General features: G+C 69.6%; 15 protein-coding genes. 9 read left to right on the forward strand and 6 right to left on the reverse strand.

Annotated features, from left to right (window positions below; all coding sequences use genetic code 11):
• The first annotated feature begins 16 nt into the window (after nucleotides 1–16).
• Entirely contained in the window at nucleotides 17–2,101 is a 2,085-nt protein-coding gene (tkt, locus tag BLR49_RS05225) for a transketolase (RefSeq protein ID WP_092534531.1), read from the forward strand.
• A 362-nt stretch (nucleotides 2,102–2,463) separates the two neighbouring features.
• Here tkt and BLR49_RS05230 read toward each other — a convergent pair whose 3' ends face one another.
• Nucleotides 2,464–3,672 (reverse strand): ABC transporter substrate-binding protein, encoded by a 1,209-nt coding sequence (locus tag BLR49_RS05230; RefSeq protein WP_092534533.1) that lies wholly within the window; start codon nucleotides 3,670–3,672, stop codon nucleotides 2,464–2,466.
• 744 nt (nucleotides 3,673–4,416) lie between these two features.
• Here BLR49_RS05230 and BLR49_RS05235 point away from each other — a divergent pair.
• From BLR49_RS05235 to BLR49_RS12990, 6 genes are all read left to right on the forward strand, one after another.
• On the forward strand, nucleotides 4,417–5,049 hold the full coding sequence (locus BLR49_RS05235) for a hypothetical protein (RefSeq protein WP_092534535.1): 633 nt from the start codon (nucleotides 4,417–4,419) through the stop codon (nucleotides 5,047–5,049).
• 120 nt (nucleotides 5,050–5,169) lie between these two features.
• Nucleotides 5,170–5,649 (forward strand): hypothetical protein, encoded by a 480-nt coding sequence (locus BLR49_RS05240; protein ID WP_092534537.1) that lies wholly within the window; start codon nucleotides 5,170–5,172, stop codon nucleotides 5,647–5,649.
• Nucleotides 5,650–5,739: 90 nt separating this feature from the next.
• The gene (gene radA / locus BLR49_RS05245) at nucleotides 5,740–7,158 is read left to right on the forward strand and encodes a DNA repair protein RadA (protein ID WP_092534539.1); all 1,419 of its coding nucleotides are present in this window, start codon (nucleotides 5,740–5,742) and stop codon (nucleotides 7,156–7,158) included.
• A gap of 159 nt (nucleotides 7,159–7,317) precedes the next feature.
• Nucleotides 7,318–8,388 carry a DNA integrity scanning diadenylate cyclase DisA gene (disA, locus tag BLR49_RS05250; protein ID WP_092534541.1) on the forward strand — a complete coding sequence of 357 codons (1,071 nt, stop codon included), beginning with the start codon at nucleotides 7,318–7,320 and terminating at the stop codon, nucleotides 8,386–8,388.
• A 122-nt stretch (nucleotides 8,389–8,510) separates the two neighbouring features.
• Nucleotides 8,511–8,891 carry a hypothetical protein gene (locus BLR49_RS05255; protein ID WP_092534544.1) on the forward strand — a complete coding sequence of 127 codons (381 nt, stop codon included), beginning with the start codon at nucleotides 8,511–8,513 and terminating at the stop codon, nucleotides 8,889–8,891.
• Between the two features lie 47 nt (nucleotides 8,892–8,938).
• On the forward strand, nucleotides 8,939–9,520 hold the full coding sequence (locus tag BLR49_RS12990; RefSeq protein ID WP_143013703.1) for a DUF2892 domain-containing protein: 582 nt from the start codon (nucleotides 8,939–8,941) through the stop codon (nucleotides 9,518–9,520).
• A gap of 781 nt (nucleotides 9,521–10,301) precedes the next feature.
• Here BLR49_RS12990 and BLR49_RS13855 read toward each other — a convergent pair.
• The 3 genes from BLR49_RS13855 to eccCa form a co-directional block, all read right to left on the reverse strand.
• Nucleotides 10,302–11,714: a C2 family cysteine protease gene (locus BLR49_RS13855; protein ID WP_281241799.1), complete on the reverse strand. Its 1,413-nt coding sequence runs from the start codon at nucleotides 11,712–11,714 to the stop codon at nucleotides 10,302–10,304.
• Between the two features lie 195 nt (nucleotides 11,715–11,909).
• On the reverse strand, nucleotides 11,910–13,136 hold the full coding sequence (locus tag BLR49_RS12995; protein WP_143013705.1) for a hypothetical protein: 1,227 nt from the start codon (nucleotides 13,134–13,136) through the stop codon (nucleotides 11,910–11,912).
• A gap of 107 nt (nucleotides 13,137–13,243) precedes the next feature.
• A complete protein-coding gene (gene eccCa / locus BLR49_RS05270) occupies nucleotides 13,244–17,302 on the reverse strand; it encodes a type VII secretion protein EccCa (RefSeq protein ID WP_092534553.1) in 4,059 nt (1,352 codons plus the stop codon).
• 219 nt (nucleotides 17,303–17,521) lie between these two features.
• On the opposite strand from eccCa, the gene BLR49_RS05275 reads away from it, so the two are divergent.
• Nucleotides 17,522–18,871: a hypothetical protein gene (locus BLR49_RS05275; RefSeq protein WP_092534556.1), complete on the forward strand. Its 1,350-nt coding sequence runs from the start codon at nucleotides 17,522–17,524 to the stop codon at nucleotides 18,869–18,871.
• The gene (locus BLR49_RS05280) at nucleotides 18,868–20,184 is read left to right on the forward strand and encodes an FHA domain-containing protein (RefSeq protein ID WP_092534559.1); all 1,317 of its coding nucleotides are present in this window, start codon (nucleotides 18,868–18,870) and stop codon (nucleotides 20,182–20,184) included. Before BLR49_RS05275 ends, BLR49_RS05280 begins: the two co-directional genes overlap by 4 nt.
• A gap of 125 nt (nucleotides 20,185–20,309) precedes the next feature.
• Here the strand turns inward: BLR49_RS05280 and BLR49_RS05285 are convergent, their stop codons facing one another.
• Both BLR49_RS05285 and BLR49_RS05290 read right to left on the reverse strand, forming a co-directional pair.
• On the reverse strand, nucleotides 20,310–20,600 hold the full coding sequence (locus BLR49_RS05285) for a WXG100 family type VII secretion target (protein WP_092534562.1): 291 nt from the start codon (nucleotides 20,598–20,600) through the stop codon (nucleotides 20,310–20,312).
• A gap of 59 nt (nucleotides 20,601–20,659) precedes the next feature.
• Nucleotides 20,660–20,992, reverse strand: a complete 333-nt coding sequence (locus tag BLR49_RS05290) for a WXG100 family type VII secretion target (RefSeq protein ID WP_092534564.1) — start codon at nucleotides 20,990–20,992, stop codon at nucleotides 20,660–20,662.
• Nucleotides 20,993–21,219 lie beyond the last annotated feature (227 nt).

Here is a 21,219-nt window from a genome sequence, read left to right on the forward strand (position 1 = left end):
ACAAAGGAGTTTGCCCATGACCACCGAGCCCCTCGCACTCACCGACCTCGACCTCAGGGCCGTCAACGTCGCCAAGGCCCTTGCAGCCGACGCCGTGGAGGCGGCGGGCTCCGGCCACCCCGGTGCCGCGATCTCGCTCGCACCGGTGGCCCACCTGCTCTACCAGCACGAGCTGCGCCACGACCCGGCCGACCCGAACTGGCTGGGCCGCGACCGCTTCGTCCTGTCCGCCGGCCACGCCTCCCTGCTGCAGTACTGCCAGCTGTTCCTGACCGGCTACGACATCCCGATCGAGGGCTTCACCCACTTCCGCTCCTCAGCCGGCCTGCCCGGCCACCCCGAGTACGGCCACACCCCAGGCATTGAGACCACCACCGGCCCGCTAGGTGCCGGCTTCTCCAACGCCGTCGGCCTGGCGATGGCGGCCCGCCGCGAGCACGGCCTGTTCGAGCCAGACGCCGCCAACGGCACCTCCCTGTTCGACCACTTCGTCTACACGATCATGGGCGACGGCTGCATGCAGGAGGGCGTCGCCTCCGAGGCCGCCTCCCTGGCCGGCACCCTGCAGCTGGGCAACCTCATCGCCATCTATGACGACAACGACATCTCCATCGAGGGGGACACCGACATCTCCTTCACCGAGGACCCCTCCGCCCGCTTCGAGGCCTACGGCTGGCAGGTGCTCGACGTCGACTGGAAGGCCGGCGGCACCTACCGGGAGGACCTGCAGGCCCTGCACGAGGCGCTAGTGGCCGCCCGCGCCGAGACCAAGCGCCCCACCATGATCCGCCTGCACACCATCATCGCCTGGCCCTCCCCCACCAAGCAGGGATCGGAGGACTCCCACGGCGCCAAGCTGGGCACCGATGAGGTGGTCGGGCTGAAGGAGGCCCTGGGCCTGGACCCGCAGGCATCCTTCCAGCTGCCCGACGACGTCGTGGCCTTCACCCGCGCTCACGCCGCCGAGCGCGCCGCGGCCGCCCGTGCCGACTGGGACGCCCGCTTCGCCGCCTGGCAGCAGGCCTCCCCCGAGCAGGCCGCCCTGCTGGAGCGCCTGCGCTCCGGAGAGCCGGACGCGGGCCTGGACGCCGCCCTGCCGGTGTGGGAGGTCGGGGACGCCCTGGCCACCCGCGCCGCCTCCGGCAAGACGCTGGCCGCCCTGGCGCCGGTCGCCCCGGAGCTGTGGGGCGGCTCCGCCGACCTCGCTGGCTCCAACAACACCACCATGGCCGGCGAGCCCTCCTTCCTGCCCGCCGACCTGGCCCGTTCCGACGCCGACGGCCCCTACGGGCGCACGCTGCACTTCGGCATTCGCGAGCACGCCATGGGCGGGATCCTCAACGGCATCGCCCTGGACCGCCTCACCCGCCCGTACGGGGGCACCTTCATGGTGTTCTCCGACTACATGCGCCCGGCCGTGCGCCTGGCGGCGCTGATGGGCCTGGGCTCCATCTTCGTGTGGACGCACGACTCCATCGGCGTGGGCGAGGACGGCCCCACCCACCAGCCGGTCGAGCACCTTGCAGCCCTGCGCGCCATCCCCGGGCTCGCCGTCGTCCGGCCGGCCGACGCCAATGAGACGGCAGCTGCCTGGGCACAGATCCTGCGGCGTCCGGAGGGCCCGGCTGGGATCGTGCTGTCACGGCAGAAGCTGACCGTGCAGGCCGACGCCGCCACCGCCCGTGCCGGCGTGCACCGGGGCGCCTACGTGCTGGCCGAGGCCACCGACTCCTCCGGCGCCGAGGTCGCCCCGGCGGTAACCATCATCGCCACCGGCTCCGAGGTGGGGGTGGCCGTGGACGCCCGCGAGGCGCTGCAGGCCGAGGGCACCCCCACCCGCGTGGTCTCCGCCCCCTGCCTGGAGTGGTTCGCCCAGCAGGACGAGGCCTACCGCGCCTCGGTGCTGCCCGAGGCGGGCCTGCGTGTATCCGTTGAGGCGGGTGTCGCCATGGGCTGGCGCGAGATCGTCGGCGACGACGGCGTGATCGTCTCCCTGGACCACTTCGGCGCCTCCGCACCCGGCACGCAGCTGTTCAAGGAGTACGGCTTCACCGGCGAGGCGGTGGCGGCGCGGGTGCGTGACGCCCTCGCTCAAGCCTGACGAGTGCCAGCCAAGGCGCGGGCGGGCTGACACTGTGCCCGCCCGCGCCTGAGCGGAACGTCAGCCCGCCCGCGCGTGACTTGCGCGCCCGCCCGCACTCGCCTGCGCGTCTGCCCCACCGCATCCGCCACCACTCCGGCCGCACACGTCGATTTACGACCTTGGGGTACGTTGCACGACCACCCCGGGGTCGTGCAACGTACCCCAAGGTCGTGTACTGCGGCCCAGGGTCGTGGAATGCGCTCCGCAACGCCGCGCCTCGGGGCGTCGGGGCTTCCCGGAACCCCCCTCAGTAGCAGGCGAGCGGGCCGACGCCGCACATCGTCCTCACGGCGCAGTGATTCTGACACGCCCTAAGCGGTTCACGACGCCGCGGCGGAGGCACCAGCGGTGGCCGTGGCGGCGGCCGAGGCCGTGGCCGCAGCCCGGCCCGCCTCTATCGCGGCGACGATCTCGGGCACGTGGTTCTCGCAGCACCAGGGCAGCGACAGAGGGGAGGCGGCCGCCAGGCTCATGGCGGCGACCTCGTCGGTGACGAACAGGGCCGTGCCCGCGGCAACCGCCGGAATCCGGGACAGTCTGCCCTCGTCCCCGATGGCCTCCACGGCAGCGGCGTCCTCGACCTGGAGCCACAGCAGATCGGCGTTGAGCTGTTCGGCCTCCTCGAGCGGGAGATCCACGGACAGCGCATCCTCTGTGTCCACGCCCGCCGCGATGACGGCCGGCGCCGGAGTCAATCCCAGCTGACCCAGAACCTGCGAACGAGAGTCGGTGGTCGTGTACAAGGCGATGGACGGACCGCTGATGTCGATCTGCGCGGCCGCGTAGGTCGCCCCGGAAAGGACCGGGTTGGCCGTGGCCGTGGAGGTGACGAGGTAGGTGGTTGCCTTGACCAGGGCCTCGGCCGCGGCGGAGCGCCCCAGCGCCCTGCCGACGGCGACCGTCACCGTCTCCCAGGAGGCGCCGTAGGCGATGGCGCCTGTGGGATGGGCCAGCGTGGGGGCGACGGCGGACAACCGCTGGTAGTCCTTCTCGCTCATGCCCGAGTGCACGCCCAGGATCAGATCGGGTTCCAGGGCGGCGATCTCCTCGACGTCGACTCCGTCCGCCGCGGAGTACACCGCCGGGGCGCTCCCGGTATCCCAACCGGCGCCGAGCGCCTCAAGGGCCTCGGTGGTCCAGGGATGGGCGTCCGTGCCGTCATCGCCCGCAGAGACTGCAGGCATACCGATGGGGACCACCCCCAGGGAGATGACCACATCAGCGTCCACCCAGGAGACTGCGGCTACGCGGGTCGGTTCGGCCTCAATGGTGGTGGAGCCGTAGGTGTGCTCGACAGTGAAAGGGAACGATTCCGTGGCACGCTGTGAGGCATTGCCTGCCGCGGCGGAAGATCCCGCAGTGCCGCTGCCTCCGGATGCGCATGCCGACAGCAGCGCGGCGGAGCCCGCGGCAACGGCACCCGCCAGAAGGCTGCGACGGCTCAGATGGCGCGCTCGGGCGGCGGCGCGGCGATGCTCAACGCCGCGAGCGCGGTCGGCGAGGTCCACAGAATCGACTGAATCGGCCAAAGACGGTCTCCCCTTCGGTCGGCGGCCCCGGAGCCGGGCGCCCGGGCCTCGGTCAGGGGCATTTTCCTATGCGATGCGGCCGCCCGGCAAGGTTGTCCTGCAGCGCTGCGGCACCCACAGCATGACCCGTAAGCCCCCACGGAGCGCACCACTATTGACAACAGACTCTTCCGGTTCAGGGGTGGTGGCGTGTGCGCGGTCGGTGGTGCGCGTGGCCTGACGTGCCGGTTCGCGGTCTACCAGACAACCTCACCCAAGACCCCTGCCCCGGGTCCGCACACCCCAGAAACAGCCCCAAAGACAGAAACCGCAAGCTGGCGCCGATTCCACCCGCGACCCGAGTGTCATGACAGGGCTCCCGTGTGCAATGCGGGGCCGGCCGCACACGGGAGCGGCACCACCCACTCCGGACCACGCAGCCATTTCCGCATGCTTCCAATGAAAAACAAGGATCAGCCAAACCCGCTCGGACGGCTCCCGTGTGCAACCACCAAGCGACGCACCCACCCGCACCGACCAACGTACAACACCGAGCCAGGTCTGATGCCACCAACCTCGGCACGCGACTACTGCCGACCTCGACGTGGGCCGTTGGCTGTGGCCGAAACCACCCACCACACCCCCATACCCGAAGAGCCTGATAACAAATCACACACTGCTCGCGCATGTTCCTCTCTTGCAGGACACGGCACCGCGGCGAATACTGGGGAAAGCCCCATCATTACAGTTCAGGAGCTACTTCATATGGCCAGCAAGAAGAACGAGCCCACTCCTCATTCAAAGTTCTACGGGCTCCTCCTCACTATCGCGATCATCCTGGGCGTGCCGGGCGTGGTCGGGATCTACCTGTGGATCTCAAACCACGTCGAGGGATCGGTGCGGATCCCCGTAATACTGCTGATCTTCCCGGTTCTGCTCTTCGTCGCCATCGCCGGCGTCATCGATGACAGCATCCTCAATAGGTCCCCGCGCCTGGTGCGGAACAAGGACCGATACCTGCTGGCCCAGAAGCTCGGGCACGACCCCATAACCGGGGCGCCCCTCAGCGCCGACGGCTACGCCCCGGCGCAGGGTTACCCCGCCCCCGGCGCAGCACCGTATGGCTCCGGCCCGCAGCCGCAGGCCCAGGCCGCCCAGGTGTCCCAGTACGGCTACGGGCAGGCTCAGGCCACCCAGGCCTTGCAGGGGTACGGTCAGGTGCCGGCGGGCTCGCAATCGACCGCACCGGGTCACGGGTACGCCCAGCCTCCGTCGGCGCAGCGGGGCACCCAGGGGTACGCGGGTCAGGGCTATGGCGGTCAGGGGTATGGGCAGGCCCCGCCCCAGGGGCAGCCGGGCACTTACGGCTCCTACGGCTCCGGCGCCCCCACGGCATAGCACCTCAGCGCGACTACGGCGTCGCCTGGGTAGCACTACCCAGGCGACGCCGTTGCCCGTTATCAGACGGAGATCAATACTGGAGAGGTAAGCGACACCCTCACTTCCAGGAGTTCCCTCATGAGCGCCAAGCAGCGCGTCCCCCATTCCAAGTACTACTGGGCCCTGATGACCGCGGCGATAGTCATCGGCATCGCGGGCATCTACATCATCCTCGGAGTGCTCGTAGGCATGCTCGAATTCAGATTCGGCCTGCGCGCGCTGGCGTTCGCCCTGATGTTCTTCACCATTGGTGCCGCCCGCGCCATCGACGAGAAGATCCTCGCCAAGTCCCCGCACCTGGTCCGCTCCAAGGACCGGCAGCTGCTCGCCGCCAAACTCGGGTACGACCCCGTTGCCGGCACGCCGCTGGGCACCGGTAACGGGCAGACGCCCGGGTACACCGCCCCCGGCGCAACGGCTCCCGCTGCCTACGGCTCTGTCGCACCCTCACAGGCACCGGCCGGCAGCGGATACGGTCAGATGCCGGAGTATGGCCAGACCCCGAGCTACTCACAGGGCCAGGCGCCCGCCCAGCCGCAGGCGCCCGCCCAGCCGTAAGACTCCACTCACGCCCGCGGCTCCACGGCACCCCAGCCGGGGACCGCTGCCGCCCGAATTCATGTCGGTGCGCCCCGGTAGCCTGCCTTCATGTCCACCACGAAGACCGCCAAGGCACGCACCTCCTACGTGTGCACCGACTGCGGCTGGACCAGCCCCAAGTGGCTCGGCCAGTGCCGCGAGTGCCGCGCCTGGGGCACGCTGGAGGAGTTCGTCGAGTCCGCCGCGGGCGGCGCCTCTCCGGGACGCCCGCCCGTGCCGGCCGCGGCGATTCGCCCCGCAGTCGCCGCACGCCCGATCGCGGAGGTCAGCGCGGAGGAGGCCCGCGCCCGCCCCACCGGGGTGGGCGAGCTGGACCGGGTACTCGGCAGCGGCGTCGTCCCCGGGGCGGTCGTACTACTGGCCGGGGAGCCCGGCGTCGGCAAGTCCACGCTCCTGCTGGACGTCGCCGCCAAGGCCGCTGCCACCTCCCGCGAGCGTGGGCAGGGCCCGGTGCTGTACGTGACCGGTGAGGAGTCGGCCGGCCAGGTACGGCTGCGCGCAGAGCGCATCGGCGCCATCGACCCGGCGCTGCTGCTGGCCGCCGAGACCGAACTCGGCGCAGTTCTCGGCCACGTCCAGGACGCCGCGCCGTCGCTGCTGATCGTGGACTCGATTCAGACAATCGCCTCCGCACAGGTCGAGGGCGGCGCTGGTGGAGTCACACAGGTGCGTGCGGTCGCGAGCGCGCTCATCCAGGTGGCCAAGGAGCATGCCATCCCCGTGCTGCTGGTGGGCCATGTGACCAAGGACGGCGGCATCGCGGGCCCCCGGGTGCTGGAGCACCTGGTGGACGTCGTCTGCCAGTTCGAGGGTGATCGGCACGCCCGGCTGCGGCTGCTGCGCGCGGTGAAGAACCGCTACGGCCCCACCGACGAGGTGGGCTGCTTCGATCTGGGCGAGCGCGGCATCGTCGGCCTGGCCGATCCGTCGGGACTGTTCCTGTCGGCCGCGCGCAGCGAGGTGCCAGGCACCTGCGCCACGGTGACACTGGAGGGGCGCCGCCCCATGCCGGTGGAGATCCAGGCGCTGGTGGCCGGAACCGCCGCCGGCTCACCGCGCCGCACCACCTCGGGCGTGGATCACTCCCGGGTGGCGATGTCGCTGGCCGTGCTAGCGGCGCGCCTGCGGCTGGACACCTCGAGTGCGGACGTGTACGTCTCCACCGTGGGCGGGGCGCGGGCGGTCGAGCCCGCCACGGACCTGGCGGTGGCGATCGCCGTCGTCTCCGCCGCGCAGAACCTGCCCACTCCCCCGGGACTGGTGGCCTTCGGCGAGGTCGGGCTGACCGGGGAGGTGCGGGCCACGGTCGGTGTGCAACGGCGTCTGGCCGAGGCGGCGCGTCTCGGCTTCGATCGGGCTATCGTGCCGCTGGCCGGGTCCCAGGAGCTGCGGAGCGTCGACGGCGTCCAGGTGCTGCCGGTGGCGCATGTCAGTGAGGCCGTCGGGGCGGCCCTGCCGCGCGGCTGAGAGGCCCCGCAGGGAGCGGTTGCCGGTCCGCCCGCCCGTCGACGACGAGCGGCGCGACCCGTTTCACGGCGTCGGCCCGCCCCATGCGGTTAGCATGTTGCGGCAGCGGTCCGGCGCCCGCGCCAGTGGGCACAGCCAGACCACCCCCAGGAGAGACCCATGACCGATACCCCCGTCAACCTGCTGCGTGAGACGCTCGCGCTCGTCGCCCCCGGTACCGTCCTGCGCGACGGCCTGGAGCGCATTCTGCGTGGGCGCACCGGCGCGATCATCGTGCTTGGCTTCGACGAGACGGTCGAGGCGATCTCCTCGGGCGGATTCCGGCTGGACGTGGAGCTGACCGCCGCCCAGCTGCGGGAGCTGGCCAAGATGGACGGCGCGGTGATCGTGGATCGAGCGAACAATCGTATTCGCCGGGCGAATGTACAGCTGCTGCCCAACGCATCCATCGAGACCTCCGAGGCGGGCATGCGCCACCGCACCGCCGAGCGCGTGGCCCGGCAGACCGGGCACCCGGTGATCTCGGTGAGTCAGTCGATGCGGATCATCTCCCTGTACGTGGACGGGCGCCGGCACGTCATCGAGCCGAGCGAGGCGATCCTGGCGCGCGCCAATCAGGCGCTGGCCACCCTGGAGCGCTACAAGGCGCGCCTGGACAAGATCTCCGGCGGCCTGGACGCCCTGGAGATTGAGGACCTGGTCACCGTCCGGGACGTCACCGCCGCACTCCAGCTGCTGGAGATGGTCAGCCGCATCGCCTCCGACATCGACGGCTACGTAGTCGAGCTGGGCACCGACGGGCGGCTGCTCGCCCTGCAGGTGGAGGAGCTGACCCGGGGGCTGATGGCCGAGCGGGACTTCCTACTGACCGACTACCTGCCACAGGGACTGGATACCGCCACGGTGGACGCCCGCCTTAAGTGGGTGGGTTCTCCGGCCCTGCTGGACCTGGCGATGGTGGCCCGGTCGATGGGGCTGGGCGGGGCCGATGGGCAGGACCTGGACGCCTCAGTCTCGCCAAGGGGGCTGCGGATTCTCGCCAAGATCCCGCGGCTGCCGCTGGTGACGGCGCGCGCCGTGGTAGACAACTGGGGCTCGCTGCAGGCGGTGCTGGGGGCGACAGTCGAGGAGCTGCAGGCGATCGAAGGCGTCAGTGTGCGCCAGGCCCGCACCCTGCGCGATGGTCTGTCGCGCCTGGCAGAGGTGTCTATCGCCGACCGCTACGCGTGAGAGCGGGGCCGTGAGCGCGGGATACAGCGGCCGATGCTAAGCTGAGACCGTTTGGAAACGGTTCGCCCTCGGCCCGCTCGCCTGCCAGCAAGCCGAGCGGGTTTCCACGGGAGGTGTTGAAGGTGACTCTGCAGGTTGTGCCGGAGGAGCTTGCCGCCGCTCGAGCGCGCCTGGATGACGGACGCTACACGCTGTCGCAGTTCCAGGTGGAGTCCGGCAGCGAGGACGTGTTCGGCTCGGCCGTGCTCGCATCGGCTGCGGCGCGGTTCGCCGCTAGCCATGAACAGCAAGTCGACAGCATGGCCACCCGGGCGAATAAGGATGCTGACGGATTGCTATCCGTACAGCAAGGCTACGCGAATACCGACCAAGAGGCTGCCGACGGCGCGCACCGGCTCGAAGCATCGCTCAGCGGGCTGCGTAACCTCGGTGGCGCAGCTGCGGGCGGCGCCGTCACTGGAGCCGAGGCGAAGACCGTCAGTTACCACGGCCTAACCAGCTGAACTGCGGCACCCGTTTCATTCCGCTCACGGGTAGAAGCGTGTTGGCAATGACATCAGTAACCGGCGATCGTGGCGAGGAATCGGCTCCGCAGCCAGAGTCTTCTACCACGGGAACGAGCGCCGGAGCGCAACCCGCCGAACTCGCTCAATCCTCCGGAAAAGAGCACGAAGACGAGGCCATGGCGGTGGCGCTGTTCCGGCGGCGCGTGTTGCGGGTTCTGGCGGGTTGCCTCGTGGTGGCGCTCTTGGCGGCAGCAGGTATCGGCGGCTGGCTGTGGTGGACCAGACCGCTGACGCGAGAGGTGCCGCTGCCCGATGGGATCGAACCCGGGCGTGTCTGGCAGGTCGGCACGAGTGTTGAGCCGGCGAGGACCGAAGCAGGCACGTTGAGAGAAGGACCGCTGCGTTCTGAAAGACATCACTGGATCGGTTCGTTGGAGTGGACCCGTAGTGACGGAGTCGTGGAGATCTTCGAGCTACGCCTGGGGGATACTGTTCACATCGACGGCCTAGGAACCGTGACGCTACTGCGCGTCCGCCCCGAACCACTCCTCCCCGACTGCCGCGCAGGATTCTGGACCTACACGGTGAATGTCACGCTCGACCCCGGAGTAGAACGAATAAGGTAAAAGCTCGCGGATCTACGATTCTGCTCATGGGATTCATCCACCGATGTCGGTGCGGGGCTATGTGGATCGGGGCCTGTCACCCGCGCGTAAGTCGGCGTAGGATCGGGGGCGCATCAGGTTCGGTGGAGGGCAAGGAGCGTGTTGGCGGTGGCATCAGCAACCGGCGAAAGCGACGAGCGGGCGGACGGACAGAGCGCAGTGGACCGGACCGGAGTGGGCAACGAGGTGGCGCCTGCTGGGCGTAATACGGCGAGTTCAGCAGGCGGGGCCGTCTCGGCAGCCCCGCCAAGGCGACGGCTCATGCGGCGCGCCCTGACCGGCTGCCTCGTGGTAGCACTGTTGGCGGCAGCAGGTATCGGCGGCTGGCTGTGGTGGACCAGGCCACCAACACGCTCGGTACCGCTGCCCGACGGTGTTGAAGTCGGACGTCTTTGGCAGCTCGGTCCAAGCATCCCTTCAGTTCGAACTAAGGCAGGCGCGTTAAGAGAAGGACCCCTGCGTTCTGAAAGACATCAGTGGATCGGCTCGCTACAGTGGACCCACAGTGATGGAGTTGCGGAAATCATTGAGTTACGCCTAGGGGAAAGCGTTCACATCAACGGCCTGGGAGTAATAACCTTACTTACCGTCAATCCCGAGCCACTACTCCCCAACGGGGAGGACGGCAAGTGGACATACGAAGTAAACGTTGTTCTTGACAGTGAAGTGACACTTGATCGGTAAATGACAAATTTAGAGGCAGCACAATACACGCAACGTTCACCCCTGCCCAAAAGGACGATCAAGACTCGCCCGGAATTTCCCCAATATCGGTATGTTGAAAATATTTCTCGTAGTCTTCACGAGTAATGCGAATTAACCCATCTTCTTCATCTTCTTCAGGGGGAACATAGCCTCCAGAAGTGTCGTTCCGCGCCCATGGGTTGCGCAGAGTCACATATTTGTCATCTATGGCGACCACGCTGTAGGCATGACCTTCCGCAATCGTGTAGACGCCTTTCTCGTCGCTATCGTCAACCCGCCCGTTATCGTCCGTGTCTGCCCACGCCTCGACAGAGGATCCATCGTCAAAATCGCCATCAGAGGTACCTCCGACAACAGGGCAGCCCGCTTCAACAGCGTCCTCAATTTCCTTCCATTCGGAATCAGTATACTTGTGATCCTCCCTCCACCATCCCAGAAAGCCAGGCGCCCCCTTAGTTTCGACTCTGTGCGCATCTCGCCCGGAGAGATCTTCCATGGCTTCGTTGGCTTTACCGCCCGGAAGGTCGTGATCGCCCAAGTACTGGCCGTAGGCGCGCTCATACACGCTAATCAGGTTGGGCATCTGACGGTCACGAACCTGATCGCCCTGGTTACCGTCGGTGTAGTAGTCGGTTACCTTCACATACACCGGCTTGCCATCATCGTCGTACAGGGTGACTATGAACGCCTGATCCTTCTCACTCCACCGCACATGATCCCGCAGGAACTGCTCCCCATCCTCGGTCCGCGAGTACGCATCCAGGGTCGCCAACAGGTAGCAATCACCAATGTCCCCCTGATGGGCTGAATCCCAGTCGGCTCGTCCGTCAGCCTGCTGCCGCAACCGCCGAATATCCTCAGCACTGAAAGCCGTCTTGGCGCCAGTGTGGTCATCTACTTTCCCCTTGCTGTCATCAGCCACACTGTCCCCAGACGCGCCCACGCCAACACCTGAACCAGCACCATCACCACCAACACCAACCGCGTTCAGGGCCGCCGCGGTACGCATGGCCGCGATACTCACCCGCGCCCGAATCCCCACCGCCGCACCCGCAGCCGCATAGCGCACACCCGCCACCAGCACCGCCGGCGCACCAGCATCCACCGCCTCCAACAGCGCCGCACCCACCAGAGCGCGCAGCCGCTCCAACGCCTCCTGCGCATCAGCCAGCACCTGGGCGTAGGCCTCCAAATGACGCGCCCCATCCAGCAGACCCATGATCGAGGCATCCAGGTCACCCTCCAAACCCCGGGAGGAAGAGCGGAACGCCTCCGCGCTGATCCCCTGCCAGGAAGGCACCGCCAAACGTGAGGACACCACACTGCTGGCCGCCTCATCCAGCACCCGCGCACCAGCCCTCCAGGAGTCCGCCACCGCCAGCACCCCACCGGGCGAGCCCGGAACCTCACCAACCACACCACCCGCAACCGCATCCAGGCTCAAACCCATGCTCACGCCCGCCCCCTCACGGCCCAGCACCCAGGCAGGCCACCAGCACGGCGTTCACCCAGCGCAGCATCACAGCTCACAAACACGCACTGTAACCCCACCGACACCAAAACTCCACCTCCAGCCACAGCACGGACACCGCAGGCAGAAGTCAATACGCGGCGCGGGCCCGGCGTGAAAAACGAGGCCGCGCCGCTACTCGATCACGAAGACACGGTCCTCGGTCAGGTCGGCGCCGTCCAGTTGGATACGCACCCGGTAAGTGCCGGCGGTGGCGACGTTGCCGGACGCGGCGGCCGTGGGCGTCTCCTCGGCGGGAGCGTCCCCGGTCCCCTCAGTCTCCTGCGCGTCCCCGGTCCCCTCCGTCGCGGCACCGTCGGTCGTCTCGGCAGTCGCCTCCGCCGTCGCAGTGGCGGTGGCCGACGCCGTCGCGGTGCCGGCCTGCACGGCGGCGGGCGCGCAGTCCGAGGAGGCGACGTTGCCGTCCCAGATGATGGTGGCGGCGGCGTCGTCACCGGGGGCGACGAGCAGGCGCCGGCTGGTGGGGGTGAAGGGGCAGACCGTCGACTCCCAGATCGTCTGGGTGCCGGAGGTGACGACGGCGCCGATGTGCTCGCCGCCCAGATCAAGCAGGCAGGCCTCGGAGCCGGTGTTGTTCACGGTGATGCTCAGAGTCATCCCAGACCCGGCGGAGACCGAGTCGGGTGAGGTGAGGGTGACGTCCAGGTCGTCGGCGGTGCAGTCCACGGGGTTGGGGTAGGTGGTGGCGGTCTGGGCGGCGGCCCGATCATCCTGGGCGCGGATCGTGTTGCGCGCCCAGACGGCGGCCGACAGGATGCCGCCGGAGACCCCGGCGAGCAGCGCAATACCGAGCACCAGCACCACCAGGCGGCGCAGCCAGTAGCGCGGGCGCCGGGGCGGCGTCGGCCGGTGCCCGGCGGCGCCCGGCCTCCCCCGCCCCTGAGAGCGTGTACGGGCGGCGGAGCGGGCGGCCTGCCCGCGGACGGAACGCGCCGTGCGGGCGGGGCGCCGTCCCGGACGGCCATCCTGGGTGGTGACGGTGCGCTGCGCACGTGCCTGGCCGCGAGGCGCCTGCCGCGCATTGGCACGAGCAGCGCCGGAACGCGCCGAGGTTGAGCGAGCAGAGCCGCCGCGGCCGGAGGCAGGGCCCGATGCGCTCGAGCGGGCGGCACCGCCGCGACCCCGAGCAGCACCGGCGTCCTTCGCCCGTGAAGCGCCACCTCGCCCGGATACGGAAGGAGCGCTGCCCGAGCGCGTTGCACCGCCGCCGGAGGATTTAGGCCTGGCCCCCGACGACGGCGTTCGCCGGGCGCTGCCGGAGCGCCCGGAGGAGGCCCTGCCGCCCGTGCCGCGGCCGCGTCCACCGCCGGAGCCGTCGCCCGCCTTCCGTCCCTGCGCCATGAGACCGACTGTACCGGCGTCCGGCCCTCACCCCGGTCAGCGCCCCGCCCGGGCTGGTCACGCTGGGACGCGAGTCACCGGTTGTGGGCGGCCGGGCTCCGCCGCTTTCACGTCGTCGGCGGGGACCACGCCAACTGAATGGATTGAATGGAGTCGCGGGTGATCAGACTGGCTCGGCCCGCAGGCCCCGGCTTGGGACGCTGACGGTTGAGCAGCGGCCCCTCCTCCGGGTTGCCCGGCAGCATGATGCCGGGGGTGGACAGGTCGGTCAGCGTCTGCATGATCGGCTCGAACAGGGCCCGGCTGGCTCCACCGCTGCGCCGGGTCAGGACCAGGTGCAGGCCGACGTCCTGCCCCTGCGGCAGCAGGGCCTGCAGCGGCAGCAGCGGGTTCATCTGGCCGGTGGTCAGCAGGTCGTAGTCGTCCACCAGCACATACACCTCGGGGCCGTTCCACCAGCTGCGGGTGCGCAGCTGCTCCGGAGTCACCTCCGGCCCGGGCAGGCGCCCCTTCAGGAAGTCCACCAGGCGCGTCATCTCGTTGGCCGCCTGATCGCGCAGGGTCACGTAGGTGAGCATGAACTCCTCGGGGATGTCCCCGAGCAGGGAGCGGCGCGGGTCGATGGGGAGGATGCGCAGGTCAGCGGGGGTGCGGTCGCGGGTCAGCTCGGCCATCAGGGCGCGCAGGAATGACGACTTGCCCTTCTTGGCGTCACCCAGGACGATCAGGTGCGGTTCATGCCGCATGTCAAGGGTGACGGGCTCCAGACGGGCCTCGTTGATGCCGATGACGGGACCATCCGCCGTCGGCACCTGGGCCTGCAGCTCGGCCAGGTCGATGCGGGTGGGCAGCAGCCGCAGCTTCGGCCCGGGCGCGCCCCGGTAGGAGTCCGCAATCGTGCGGCAGGCGTTTCCGACCCCTTCGGAGAGGGTGGCGGGATCGTGTTCGCCGTCCAGGCGCGGGAGGGTGAGCAGCATGTGCCGCCCGGCGGGGTCCAGGCCACGACCCGGACGCCCGGTCGGCACCGACTTGGCGGCGGCGCGGTTGAGCTCGGACTCCGCCGGGTCGCCCAGGCGCAGCTCGATCCGGGTGCCGAGCGCATCCTTGATCGCTGCACGCATCTCCGCCCACCGGGCCGAGGAGATCACCAGGTGCACACCGAATGCGAGCGCGCGCGTCATGATCGCCTGCACACGCTCGGCGATGGTGTCGAAATCCGTCTTGAGGACAGACCAGCCATCGATCACGAGGAACACGTCCCCGTAGCCGTCGTCCGCCTGCCCGGCCGCGCGCCGACGCCGGTAGGTCTGGATGGAGTCGATCCGGTTGGCTTTGAAGTAGCTCTCCCGATCAGCCAGCAGCGCCTCGATCTCCGCGATGATGCGAGCGATGACGTCGGGATCGTCGCGGGTGCCGACGCCGGCCAGGTGCGGCAGGTCCATCATGGTGGAGAAGGTCCCGCCACCCAGGTCAACCACATAGAACTGCACCTCGGTGGGCGCGTGGGTCAGCGCCAGCCCCATCACCAGGGAGCGCAGGGCCGTGGACTTGCCGGACAGCGGGCCGCCGACGACGCCGACGTGACCGCCCGCCGCGGACAGGTCCACGCTGTACTGGTCGCGCCGTTGCTCCATCGGGATGTCGGTGATGCCCAGCGGCACCACCAGGTCCCCGCGAGCGCGCCACGAGGGAGAGATGAGCCCGAGCTGGGGGTCGACTGTGAGATCGTCGATCAGCGAGTCGAAGGTCTCGGGGACGTCCAGCGGGGGCAGCCAGATCCGGTGCGCCGGGTTGCCGTGACCGGTCATGCGCGCCACCGCGATGTCCATGGTGGACATGTCCGCGTATGCGGCATCCCGGGCGGAGACCTCCGGGGCCTCCTCCGGTTCCGGTGCCACGTCGAGCTCCACCTGAGCCTGAGGGGGCAGCGGAATCTCCGCAGTGGTGAAGGGCAGCACCAGCGGGGCGGCGGCCGCGCCGGGGGCCGGCGTCTCGGGCGCCGGGAGCGCAGGCCGGTCCTGGGCGCGTCCGGCGCCGGTGCGCTCCGGCGGCGGCCCCGCCACATAGGCGGCCCGGAAGCGGGTCATGGTGCGGGTATCGCTCTTGAGATAGCCGACCCCGGGGTAGGGCGGCAGGTCGTAGGCGTCGGTCACGCCCAGGACTGTGCGCGACTCCGAGGCGGAAAAGGTGCGCAGGCCGATCCGGTAGGACAGGTGCGACTCCAGGCCGTGCAGCCTCCCCTCCTCCAGACGCTGCGAGGACAGCAGCAGGTGGATCTGCATGGAGCGACCCAGGCGGCCAATAGCGACGAAAATCTCGATGAAGTCAGGTTTTGCGGCAAGCAGCTCGGAGAACTCGTCGAGGATGACGAACAGCGCCGGCAGCGGCTCGCCATTGTGCTTGCCCGCGCGGCGGGCCGCCTCGTAGTCGGAGACGTTGGCGTAGTTGCCCGTGTTCAGCAGGATCTCCTGCCGGCGGTTCATCTCCCCGCGCAGCGCCTCCTCCATGCGATCCACCAGCCCCAGTTCGTTCTCCAGGTTGGAGATCATGGCGGACACGTGCGGCAGTTCGGACATGCCCGCGAAGGTGGCGCCGCCCTTGAAGTCCACCAGCACGAAGTTGAGCTGGTCCGGGGAGTGTGTAAGTGCGAGCGCCAGCACCAGGGTGCGCAGTACCTCCGACTTACCGGAACCGGTCGCCCCCACCAGCAGCCCATGCGGGCCCATGCCCCCCTGCGCCGACTCCTTGATGTCCAGGACCACCGGCGTGCCCTCGGGGGTGACCCCGAAGGGAACCCGCAGGCGGTCGTCGCCCAGCCGCGGCGTCCAGCAGCGCTCCGGTTCGATGTCACGCACGTCTCCCAGCCCCAGCAGGTCCAGCAGGTCCGCGGAGCGCTTGGGGTCGGAGATGCCCACGGGGACGGCCACCGAGTCCTCCCCGACCTCGGTGAACCTGGCCGCCAGGCGGCGAGTCACGGCCTCGGCTGTGACCGCGTCGAGCGTGTCTGCCACGAGCGGTATGGGATCGTTGCCGACAGTGGCGATCTCCATCGGCACACTCATTGGCGCGCCGGAGTCGCCCGCAACGTCCGGCTGTGGCGGGTAAACCACCAGGCGGGCCGTCGTCGGGGAGGTCAACAGCCCCCACTCCGTCGGCAGGTTAATCACGGTGACGCCGCGCACTCCGGCCGTGGAGCCCAGCGGCGAGGTATCGGGCAGCCGCCCGCCGTCGACGACGATGAGAACATGCGGCGTGGGCGCCTCGGCCGCGCCGGCGGTGAAGGTGCCGCGGTGCTCAAGCCCGTCGGGGAGTTTGTCTATGAGCTGCTCCAGGTCGGTGGCTATCAGTCGTGCCGGGCCGACGGCGTCCCGCACCGAGTCGGACCAGGCATGCGGGGCCCATTTGAGCCAGTCCCATTCCGGCAGGTTCTCCTCGCCGGCGAGCACCGCCACCCGCAGCAGACTCGGCGGGGTGAGGGCCAGCAGGTGAGTGAGCAGCGCCCGGGTGTGGGCGCGGGCCACGGCACCCTCCCCCACCACCTCCAGGTGGGAGAGGTTGTTCAGCGAGATCGCCCACGGCACCCCGTCCACCTCCGCATGTGTGGACACGAACCGGGTCATCGCCGACAGGCACACCGGGTCCGGCTTCGCCAGCGCGTCGAGCTTCTCGGCCTTGAGCTCGGCGGCCAACTTGACCGTTCCCCGCCCCAGGCGCGCCGCCAGTGGATCGTCGGCCGCCTCACTGCGTTCCCAGACGCGTTGGCCCTGCTGCACGAAGTAGGGAAGGGAGACGGGGTCGGGAAAGTCGCGCACGGAGTCGCTGCGTTGCTGCCGGGCGGCGTTGCGCACGGTTTCGCGCATTTCTGAGAGGTAGGCCAGATACTCACGGCGCTGGTCGGTGACGTTGTTGCGATGCTGGCGGATCTGCCGGTAGATGTTGGCGGCCACCATCGACAGCATTGCCACCACCATGCCCCCGCCCATGAACAGCATCCTGGTGTTGGAGCTGTTGGAGATCGCCATGAACACCATCACGCCCATGGAGCCGGTCAGCGGCAGGACGGAGGCGAGAACACTGGTGGCATCCTGCGGGGTGACGGCGTCCGGCGGCGCCTTGACCTCAATGGTCCCGCCGGGAAGCTCGGGAGTCTGGCTGTTGGCATTCATGGGACGGGCGGGCACCTTCCAGTCGTGATCCGGTGCCCGGCCTGAGGACCGTTGAGTTCAGGACTGCGCATCCCAGACCTCGGTCAGGCACTGTTGGGGCCTCGTCACAGGACCCACATCATCGCGTCGTTATACTATCTGCATCTAGAGTAGCCCTGTCATCAACGTACCGCCGGGCGGTCGTAGCGGGCCGTCCCGTACCCGGAGCAGCGAAGCGGCATGAACTCAACGGCCATTCACGTCACCCTTGTCCACGAGGGCGGCACCGTTGACGTCGCGGCCCCGCCGGGCATGAGCATCGACGAACTACTGGCCTCCCAGGACCTCCTCCCGGATGCGCGGGGGACGTCCGTCTCCACGCCGTCGGGAGCCCCGATCGGAACGGGTGGCCGACTCGGACGGGAGGTGGCCGAGGGCGCGGTGCTGGTCATCACCGGTGCCGCCGCTGAACATCACGACCCGGCCGGCGCCCGCGCAGCGTCCCGAGCCACCCGGCGGGCCCCCTTCTGGCTGGCCGAGGCGACGGCGGTTCTGCTCGCCCTGCTGATGCTCGTCTTGGTCCTGTCCGCGGCCGTCACCGGCGCTCATGCGCTGCCGCTGCCCGCGCGAGCGGCCGCTGCCGTTATACTGCTCGCCCTGCTCCTCGCGCTCGGGCTGCCGCAACGGATGCCGCGTCCACCGACTGCGGCGGCCCTGCTCGCGCTGTCGCTTCCGCTACTGGGGGCGGGAGTCGGCGCCCTGCTGGTCCCTCCCACCAACCCGGACTGGGCGCTGCTCGCGATTCTCGTCGCACTGTGGAGCGCCGCGGCTGCGGCGGTGGCGCTGTGGCTGCTGCACCGGCTCCCCAGCGACTCCGTCGGCGCTGTGGTCTGGTCCGGCGCGGCGGCGGTGGTTACAGCGAGCGTGGCACTGGGGATATCGGGCACCACGCTGGGGCTGTTCGTGCTTGCGCTCGCGGCGCTCGGCGGCCTGCTGGTTCCGGGGGCCGCGTTGGCGTCGGTGCCGGACCGCCAGCTGCTGGACATGACCGGGCAGCGGGCGGCGGGTCAGTCGGTGCGGGCTCCTATCACGGCACCCGCGGTTCGCGTCACCCGGGCGCGCACCCGGCGCACGGTGGAGGACGCCGAAGCCGTCTCCATCACGCTTGAGATCGCCCTGGGCACGCTGGCCGCGATGTGCCTCCCGATCGTCACCCGGGTGGCGGCGGGGCCGGGGCTGGAGGCCTGGGGGGCGCGGGCGGAAATCTCCTTCGCGCTGGGGCTGCTCATGCTTCGCCCACGCACAGCGCGCTCGCATGCCGCCCGCATCATTCCGCGATTGTTCGCCGGCACCGCCGTCTGCGTCAGTGCGTTGACCGCAGCGGCGACGGGGGCGGTTGCGCCGTGGCTGGCGGCGTGCATGGTGCTGGCGCTGGCGGGGGTCTCGATCTGCGTGGGCGGGTTCACCCTGCTCCGGCGCTCGGCGTGGTGGGGGCGCCTGGGTGACATGTTCGAGCGGGTTTCCGCCTTCCTGGTACTCCCGGCGGCGGTGATCGCCGCCGGACTGATAGAAGTGATGAGGCATCTGTGAGTCAATTCGCCATAGTCGGCCAGCCGCAGGCCGAGCCGCCAAGTGTGGATCGGCCGCAGTCCGATCGCGGTGAGGGACGCCCGCTCGACCTCGCAGAGTCTGCGGTGGCCGCGCTCGTGGACCTGCTTCTGGTGGTGGTCCCGGCGGCGCTGACGCACCTCCTGCTGGATTGGACCGTGCTGGCGTGGATAGTCGCCGGCGAGATCGTGGTGGTGTTGGCGCTCCTGCTGGCCGCGGTGGGCCGCACGCCGGGCCTGGCAGTCGTCTCCGCGGCCACGGCCGCCTCCTTGACGGGCACCACGCCACCCGTCGGCCGGTCCCTGCTGCGGGTGGTGCTGACGCCCCTGCTGCCGTTCGGGCGGCGGACGCCCGGCGCCACGGGCGCCGTCGCGGGCAGAGAATCCCTGCTCGACTCGCTGACCCGCACCACCACGAGGACCAGCCGCCCGTGGAGGCACACTCCCGCGCAACTCGGCGACATCAGTGGGCAGAGCACGCCGACGGCGCTCGCAGCGTCAGGGCACGCCATGACCGCTGCACCTTCCGTGCCCGCCGCGCCCACGCTGTCGGCGGCACCCGCCGCAACCGCATACGGGCTGCAGCCCGTCAGCACCGGAGCCGCCACGCCCCCGCCGACCACGCCGCCCGCTCCAGGTGCTTTCTCCGCCCCGGCTCCGGCGGCGTACACCCAACCGCCCTACTCAGCGGCTGCCGAGCCTCCCTCCAGCAGCAGGCCCGCCACGCCTCAGCTGCACCCGATCCCCGCGAGTCCCGCGCCGCCCCCGCCCGCGGAGGAGCTGCCGCAGTCCTTCCCACCCGGTGCCGTCACGGCTCCGCAAGAGCCCGCCGCAAGTCCGGCACTCGCCCCTGCGGACACCGGCCGGATTCCCGCCCCACCGCTGCCGACCATCGTCGTCCCGGGCGACGACGCCGTCGGCACTGCCAGCACCCATACTCCCCCGCTGTACCGCATCGTCATCGACTCGACTCGGCGCCTGCCGCTCGAGGGGCAGTGCGTGCTGGGGCGGGCCCCGCAGCGACTGGCCGCAGCCGACGTGCAACTCGTTGAGCTGGACGCGTCCACCGCCGTATCCCGCTCGCACCTGCGCATTGGCGTCGCGGGCGCCGGCGCCTGGGCGGAGGACCTCGGCTCCGCCAACGGCAGTGTGCTGGTGCGCGCGAATGGCACCCGAACCCCGCTGGAACCCGGAGTGCGCACTCCGCTGGGACCGGGCGGAGTCGTGGTGCTGGCGGAGGGGGTAACGGTTGCCGTAGAGGCAAGTCGACGGGCCCGGCGCGCACAGGCGCGCTAGGCCGGAGGGAACGGCCCTGAGCACGACCGGCCCGCCCCGTGTCTGCACCATCACCGCATGAAACCCCGCGGGCCCGCCCAGGATCCTGAGATCCCGGGCGGGCCCGCGAGTGCGTGCGGCGCGCTTCAGGCGCCGAAGTTGCTGCTGCTGCGCGTGTCGGTCGCGCTGTAGTTCTGCGAGGAGGACGTCACGTGCGAACTGAGCTGAGAGAGCAGCGCGTTCATGTCCGCCAGCGACTGGCTCCACTCGGCCTTGGCGGCCGTGTACTGCGCCTGCGCCTCACCGCTCCAGTCGGACTGGGTGGGACGCAGCTCCGCGTCCATGTCCTCAAGGTCGGAGCTCATCGCCGCGGACGCCTGGGACAGTGCCTCGGCCGCGGCCGACATGGATCCGTAGTTCACCAGCATGTCGCTCATTTTTTTCTCTCCTAAGTCGTAAGCGTGGTGTGAGCCGGTTGTGGTCTGCGCCCGCGGCGTCAGGCCATCATCCCGTGGTAGCCCTGGGAGCTCGCAGCGAGGTTCTGGACGTTCGACGCCGTCTCCTCCTCGGTGTTCTGGTATGCGGAGTCGGTGTTCCGCAGCCCGGACTCGAAGCTGCTGAGCACCCGCACGATGCTGCGCGCATCCTCCAGCCACCGGTTGGTGGCCGAGGTGAAGGCGGCGCCGCCGGTCCCCTTCCAGCCAGGGCTGAGCTCCTGCACGGCGTTCTCGACGTTGCGCAGGATGCTCTCCTGCTGTCCGCGATGGGTAGCCACGACGTTCGCGGCATTGACTAGGGTGCCGCTCCCGGCGGCGAGGTTGGTACTCATGGTCGATGACCTTTCGTAGGGTGGTTGTGCAGTGTCGGGTTGTCGTGCGTGGCGCCGGGGAGGGAACCGCGAGCGCCGTCCCGCCCTCCGCCCGGGAGACTCGTCCCGGAAGAGGTTCGGTAACGAATCAAGACTAACCCCTTCACGCCGTCCGCCGTCTACAGCATTGACGAATCTCGCACTAAAACCACATGATTCCGGATGGGGAGAAGTCCCCACCCAATCCG

It is taken from the genome of Actinomyces ruminicola (genome assembly GCF_900103885.1).
Classification (GTDB): domain Bacteria; phylum Actinomycetota; class Actinomycetes; order Actinomycetales; family Actinomycetaceae; genus Actinomyces; species Actinomyces ruminicola.